We start from the raw sequence: 6,075 nt of genomic DNA, 5'->3' as shown, positions 1-6,075 counted from the left end.
AAAAATTACTAGTTCAAAGCCGGATTAGCGGTTTTGGCAATCCTATTGTTCTTTGTGCTGTTTCTGTCATTGGTTGCAGTAACTGCATACCTTGTTTTCCTGGCGATTTCCTACCCGATGGAAGTCATCAATAAATTCACGGTTATTGTCAAACTGGGAGCAATTGCCGGAGCAGGAATGCTGCTTGTTTTTACCTTGAAGTTTCTCTTTAAGATGAAAAACCATCAGCCGGAAAACCGGATAGAAATTGATCCGGTAGACGAACCGGAATTGTGGAGTTACGTTCTGGATATTTGTAAACACACCGGGGCTCCCAAACCGAAATACATTTACCTCGATCCGGATGTCAATGCCTATGTTCGCTACACCAACAGCTGGCTCAGTCTCATTATGCCGGTAAAGAAAGAACTGACTATCGGATTGCCTTTGACCCAATGTTTGGAACTGACGGAATTTAAAGCTGTATTGAGTCACGAATTCGGGCATTTCGCACAAAAAAGCATGCGGATCGGAAGTTACATTCACACCGCAAATACCATTATTCACGATTTGATTTACAATCGCGATAGTTGGGACAATGCATTGGAACGCTGGAAAAAGTCGGATATCCGCGTAGCATTTCCCGCATGGATTCTTTCTCCGGTAATCTGGCTGATCCGGGAATTGTTGAAACTGTTTTATCTCGCATTGAATATTCTGAACTCTTCCCTTTCCCGCGAAATGGAATTCAATGCCGACAAATTTGCTGCAATGAGCGCCGGAAGTGAAGCCATTGTTTCTTCTCTCTGGAAATTAGACCCGGCTTCAGATGAATTGAACACAATCATGAGACATTTGTTCAATGCTTCCAAATTACAGAAATACAGCTCCAATCTTTTTTACCATTACCAGATTGCGCTTGATGCCGGAAAAACGAAACAGGAGGAAGCGCTCAGTAAACTGGAAACAGATCAGAACGGTCATCGCATTTACTTCACAACTTCCGAGATCTCAAAAGTACACATGTATGATAGTCACCCGCCGAATGACGAGCGCGAGAAAAGTGTGAAAAATCCATTTGTAGCTTGTGAAAACGATCCGAGATCCCCGGAATTGCTATTCCGTAAACTGACTAAATGGCAAGAGCGCTTAACCAAAGTCGTTTACCTGAAATACTGGAACTGCAAAGTGAAAGAAACAACCGATGCCGCTGAAATTGAGCAGATCATCCAGACAGAAAATGCCGAAAAAATGGTTTTGGAAGATTTTCACAATACGTTCCAGAATCGCTACGTTATACTTCCCAAATCGGATTTCATTCGGTCAAAAGCTGCTGACAACATCAACACAAGTGTTCATCAATGGGGAAATCTGAAAGACGATCTGAAACAATTGATGGAACCCGTTTGGGAAATCGAAAAGTTGATGGAACACGCTATTCTGATCCACAACGGAACAGCAAAACTCGCTTCATTCACCTATCAGAATCAGAATTACGACAAACAGAATGTTTCAGAAGGCTATGAGATTTTGACGAAGAAAAGAAATGAGTTGTTTGATTTCAATTTTGCCAAATGGGACGAAAATCTCTTCGTACACCTGGGAGCTTCGGCAAAAACAAAAGATGAACTGGAAACCTTTTTGCGAAGAGTGAATCAGCATCACCGGATCATTGAAATCTGCAAGAAGCTGGATTTTGCCAAAAGCGATATTTTAAGTCAGCTGAACTTCTTACAGAATAAAGAAGAAGTTTCCACTGCTGAAATAACTGATTTTCAACGAACGATTAATGAACATGTCGACGAATTGAACCGTTTGCAACTCGAATTCCAGAAAGAACCATTCGAACCATTGACGAATATTGAAACAAGCATTGAATTTTCGAAAGTGCTAAACAACGGAAGAGACTTCAAAACAATGAAGGGCGAAATGTTCGAAAGCGGGAATTTCAATGACCTGATGAATCAGCTGGAAGGCGCAATTTATCAGTCGCAGCGGCTGGAACAGAAAAACCTCAGTGCGCTTTTGGTATATTCCAAAATCAACGGCTGATCGAAAAAAGGGTTCTGTTAATTTGACTAACTTTGCCGTATGCGATTTGATATTTTGACTATTCTTCCGGAATTATTAGAAGGCCCTTTCAATGTTTCGATTATGAAACGTGCACAGGAAAGAGGTTTACTGGAAATTCATGTACACAACATCCGCGATTATTCGACTTCGAAACACAAAAATGTGGACGATTACCAATATGGCGGTGGCGCAGGAATGGTCATGGCGATCGAACCGATCGTGACTTTGATTGAAAAGTTGAAGGCAGAACGCACTTACGACGAGATTATCTATATGACTCCCGACGGAGAATTATTGGAGCAACGCCACAGTAATTCCTGGAGTTTGAAAGAGAATATCATGATTCTTTGCGGACACTACAAAGGTGTTGACGAACGCATCAGAGAACATTACATCACGAAGGAAATTTCAATCGGATCTTACGTTTTAACAGGTGGTGAACTGGCTGCTGCGGTGGTGGTTGACAGCATCGGGAGGTTGATTCCCGGAGTGATGAACGATGAAACTTCCGCATTGACTGATAGTTTCCAGGATGATTTGCTTTCCCCGCCGGTTTATACGCGTCCGCCGGAATTTAACGGATGGAAAGTCCCCGAAGTATTGTTATCCGGGGACTTTGGAAAAATTGAACAATGGAGAGAACAGCAAGCCATCGAACGTACAAAGGTCAGAAGGCCTGATTTATACCGAAAATTTATTGGTGAAGAGTAACTTCGTGATCACTTGCTCTCAGAAAGCACATTTCCCTTTCTGGAAGCATTGTTCTTAATTGACTCCTGTATTTTGTCCAGGTTCATCTTCAACCGGGTATCGTGTTTCTTTTTATTCATGAAGAACGGAACATAGGTTTTGATAAAATCGTATGCCAGAACACCCAGCATGGCAAGAGAAATCGCGTAGAATACCTGGAACTGCACATAATGAATGATCAATCCTGAAAAAATTCCTCCTACCAGATAAGACCCCATGATTGCAGCCATCAGTTTCGTTTTTTCAACCACCTGCTTGTTCTGACGGAATTTTTTCTTCGTCAACATGGAAAGGTGAATCGCCAAATCCGTTGTTAAACCTGTTAAATGGGTTGTTTTAATCTGGAAATTGGAAATACTTGCTGTCAAACCGTTTTGAAGTCCCATGGAAAACAAGAGCACTGAAACCAGGATTTCAGTTTGCGTCAGGGTTTCTGTATAGAAAAACTGCCCGTAAATTCCTACAAAGACGAAACACATAATTTCCAGGATCATCGGGATACTGTGAGAAATAAACGCATTTTTCTTTGTACTGTTTATAATGAGGTTATTCGACAGGAAACTTCCCGCGAAGAACAATAAGATCCAAAAAAGGACAATCAACATCTGAAACCACTTTCCATCGGCAATTTCCTGTGCCAAAATGGCGAAATGTCCGGTCAGATTCGATGTAAAGGAATAAAACAACACCAACGACGCAACGTTTACCATTCCGGCAATGATTGCTGTGAAGATTCCTAATTTTAAATTGTCCTGAAATGACCTGTTATGACTAAATCTGCGTAACATTTTAATGAATTTTTTTAAGTGTAATTTTTACAATTCCACGTGCGTGCACATCGGTATCGAAATGCAGAACGAGTTCGTTCTTCTTCAATGATTCGACCGAATATGCCTCATGTGTTCCGTCTGCATTGATCAGTGTCAGAATCCTGCCCCGATCTTTCAAACGCCATTTAGCCACGTATTCACTTCCTGACTTCTCGTGAAGTTTAATCGAATAATCTTTGCTGAAAGTCCAGTTTTCGAATTGATGAATCACCAAATGATTGGCAATATCTTCCCGTTCGCTCGTGCTGATTTCCTGTTTTACTTTTTGATTCAGATCATTTCTGTCGTAAACCCAGGAAACTTCTTTCCATTCCCCCAGGATGGCCCGTTCCGGATAATACGAATGGCTAAAAACGTAATATCCGAATGAACTAAGCGTTACCAGGGCAATCAATGACGATATGATCATTTTTCGTTTCATACTAATGCCGTTACATATGTTTGATTTGACTTACTGGAATAATGATTGTTATCCCAGGCAACTAATTGTTTCGTAATTTTCGACTTGTGGAGGAAAGGCAGAATATCCATGCTCTTTTTATGCGACCAGTCGAATTCCAATTCATAAGGAATAATAACACGGTCTACTTTATTCGCTTCCGCAAACTGATCAAACGAACTTTGTCTGAATCCGCTGAAGAATACTACCCGGATCGATTTTACTTTTGAACCCAATTCTTTCTCAAGCTCAGTCAATTTGTTTAAAAACTCTTTTCCGGCCATTTCAATTTTCAAATCGCTCTGATCAAAAAACAGTAAGTCAGAAATAGAATTGGACAAGTAAATTCCATGAACCAAAAGCACATTCAGCGAATCTTCGTTTTGAAATTGAAGTAAAGCTTTTAGTGGCTCCATCGAGGACACTTTAAAATCTGTCGGTATTAAAATTGTTGCTCCCATCTCTTATATTTTTCGGTAAAATTAGAGCACGGGGATAAGGACGGTATAAGAACCGGATTAGAACCAGATTAAAATTTTAGTTTTAACTTTTATTTAGGATTTATAGGGCAAAAGCAAGCTTACCAGGGTTCCGGAATTCTCTTCGGAATGTACGATGATTTTTCCTTTATGCTGACGCATAATGTTTCTCGTCAACGGCAGCCCGATTCCATATCCTTCGAAGGAATTGGTATTGGAAGCTCTGAAAAACGGATCGTAAATATGACTCAGGTCTTTGGGAGGAATTCCAATTCCCTGATCCTTCACATGAATGGAAAGGTATTCAGAAGTATGACTTAAATAAATGCGTACTTCCTGATTTTCCGAATACTTGGTTGCATTCAAAAGAACATTCGACAAGGCTAACTGCAGCAATTGCGAATTCCCCATGATTTCCAACAGGTTGACATTATCCGGTAATGTTTCGAAAGCAAATTTGATCTTGTTCCCGGGAATAATCCGGTTAACGGTTTCCATTGTTTCAAAGATCAATTCATCAATCCGCAGTTTTTCGATGGTCATTTTTTTTCCGTCGAACCCGGTTTGAGCCAAAAAAAGCAAAGCTTTTGTTTTCTTATTCAATTTCTCAGCCTGCTCCAGGATATTATTCAATGCGGCTTTGTAGTCTTCCGAACTTCTTTCTTTACTGAGCATTAAATCTGCCTGACCAATAATACTTGTAAGCGGTGTGTTTAATTCATGTGATGCATTGCTGATGAAATTGTTCTGGGTTTCAAAACTCGTTTCCAAACGATCGAGCATGTTGTTCATCGTCTCAATTAATTCTCCCAGCTCATCCCCTTCCTGTTTATTTTCAATCCGGAAATGCAGGTTTTCGGTCCCGATCTTATGTACATTCGAACTCAGATCACTGATCGGTTTGATCAATCTTTTAGACAACCAGAGTGAAACTCCGAAAATCAGAACTACCGCAACCAAAAACATCGAAGCTAATAAACCTCCGAGGTAATTTTTGTATTTCGTATAATACATATTCTTTGCAGAGGTATAAACGACGTAATCTTTCCCTTCTTTTGTTTTATAGAGAATTCCATACTTCAGCAGGTTGTCTTTTCGTTCCTGAGCAAAATGGTTCTGAATCACTTTTTGAATGAATTCTTTGTCAGCAACTACTCTCTTATTCGAATCGAGGGGTTTGAGGTGTTTATTCAGCGGTACGATCACACTTTTCTCTTCCGGCAATTTTTCAAGGTATTCCTGTTTAAAATCCCGGACAAACTCACGGTCGTCGCGGTGATCATCCAATTCAATCCGGATAGTTGTTGTGGTACGCGTCTTTAAACGGTCATAAAAATCATTGAACACGTAATTGGAAGACAAAACATATACAAACGTACTGAATACCAGTACCAAAAAAGCAAATGTAGAGCTCAACAACCAAATAATCCGTGTTCTGATTTTCATTCTTCTTCGCGCATTACATATCCCATTCCGATGACCGTATGAATCAATTTGGAACCACCGAACTGCACCAGCTTTTTAC

The 6,075-nt window shown here is 40.3% G+C and carries 6 protein-coding genes; 2 read left to right on the top strand and 4 right to left on the bottom strand.

What is annotated here, in order from left to right:
- The first annotated feature begins 33 nt into the window (after positions 1 to 33).
- Together Q1V93_RS01485 and trmD are read left to right on the top strand one after the other, a co-directional pair.
- Entirely contained in the window at positions 34 to 2,031 is a 1,998-nt protein-coding gene (locus Q1V93_RS01485; protein WP_300660496.1) for a M48 family metallopeptidase, read from the top strand.
- A 39-nt stretch (positions 2,032 to 2,070) separates the two neighbouring features.
- Positions 2,071 to 2,763: a tRNA (guanosine(37)-N1)-methyltransferase TrmD gene (gene trmD, locus Q1V93_RS01480; RefSeq protein WP_300660493.1), complete on the top strand. Its 693-nt coding sequence runs from the start codon at positions 2,071 to 2,073 to the stop codon at positions 2,761 to 2,763.
- 8 nt (positions 2,764 to 2,771) lie between these two features.
- Here trmD and Q1V93_RS01475 read toward each other — a convergent pair whose 3' ends face one another.
- The 4 genes from Q1V93_RS01475 to Q1V93_RS01460 form a co-directional block, all read right to left on the bottom strand.
- A complete protein-coding gene (locus Q1V93_RS01475) occupies positions 2,772 to 3,590 on the bottom strand; it encodes a YoaK family protein (protein ID WP_300660490.1) in 819 nt (272 codons plus the stop codon).
- A gap of 1 nt (position 3,591) precedes the next feature.
- Positions 3,592 to 4,053 (bottom strand): hypothetical protein, encoded by a 462-nt coding sequence (locus Q1V93_RS01470; protein ID WP_300660487.1) that lies wholly within the window; start codon positions 4,051 to 4,053, stop codon positions 3,592 to 3,594.
- On the bottom strand, positions 4,050 to 4,487 hold the full coding sequence (locus Q1V93_RS01465; protein ID WP_300660484.1) for a hypothetical protein: 438 nt from the start codon (positions 4,485 to 4,487) through the stop codon (positions 4,050 to 4,052). The genes Q1V93_RS01470 and Q1V93_RS01465 overlap by 4 nt, the downstream gene beginning before the upstream one ends.
- A gap of 138 nt (positions 4,488 to 4,625) precedes the next feature.
- The gene (locus tag Q1V93_RS01460) at positions 4,626 to 5,996 is read right to left on the bottom strand and encodes a HAMP domain-containing sensor histidine kinase (RefSeq protein ID WP_300660481.1); all 1,371 of its coding nucleotides are present in this window, start codon (positions 5,994 to 5,996) and stop codon (positions 4,626 to 4,628) included.
- Positions 5,997 to 6,075: the final 79 nt, after the last annotated feature.

Source organism: Fluviicola sp., assembly GCF_030151805.1.
Classification (GTDB): domain Bacteria; phylum Bacteroidota; class Bacteroidia; order Flavobacteriales_D; family Crocinitomicaceae; genus Fluviicola.
The sequence above is the reverse complement of the archived record's forward strand: the minus strand, read 5'-3'. Positions and strand labels throughout refer to the sequence as shown.

Coding starts and splice junctions, on each gene's coding strand:
- Q1V93_RS01465 (WP_300660484.1), bottom strand. CDS start 4,487: ATGGAGCCACTAAAAGCTTTACTTCAATTTCAAAACGAAGATTCGCTG.
- Q1V93_RS01470 (WP_300660487.1), bottom strand. CDS start 4,053: ATGAAACGAAAAATGATCATATCGTCATTGATTGCCCTGGTAACGCTT.
- Q1V93_RS01460 (WP_300660481.1), bottom strand. CDS start 5,996: ATGAAAATCAGAACACGGATTATTTGGTTGTTGAGCTCTACATTTGCT.
- trmD (WP_300660493.1), top strand. CDS start 2,071: ATGCGATTTGATATTTTGACTATTCTTCCGGAATTATTAGAAGGCCCT.
- Q1V93_RS01475 (WP_300660490.1), bottom strand. CDS start 3,590: ATGTTACGCAGATTTAGTCATAACAGGTCATTTCAGGACAATTTAAAA.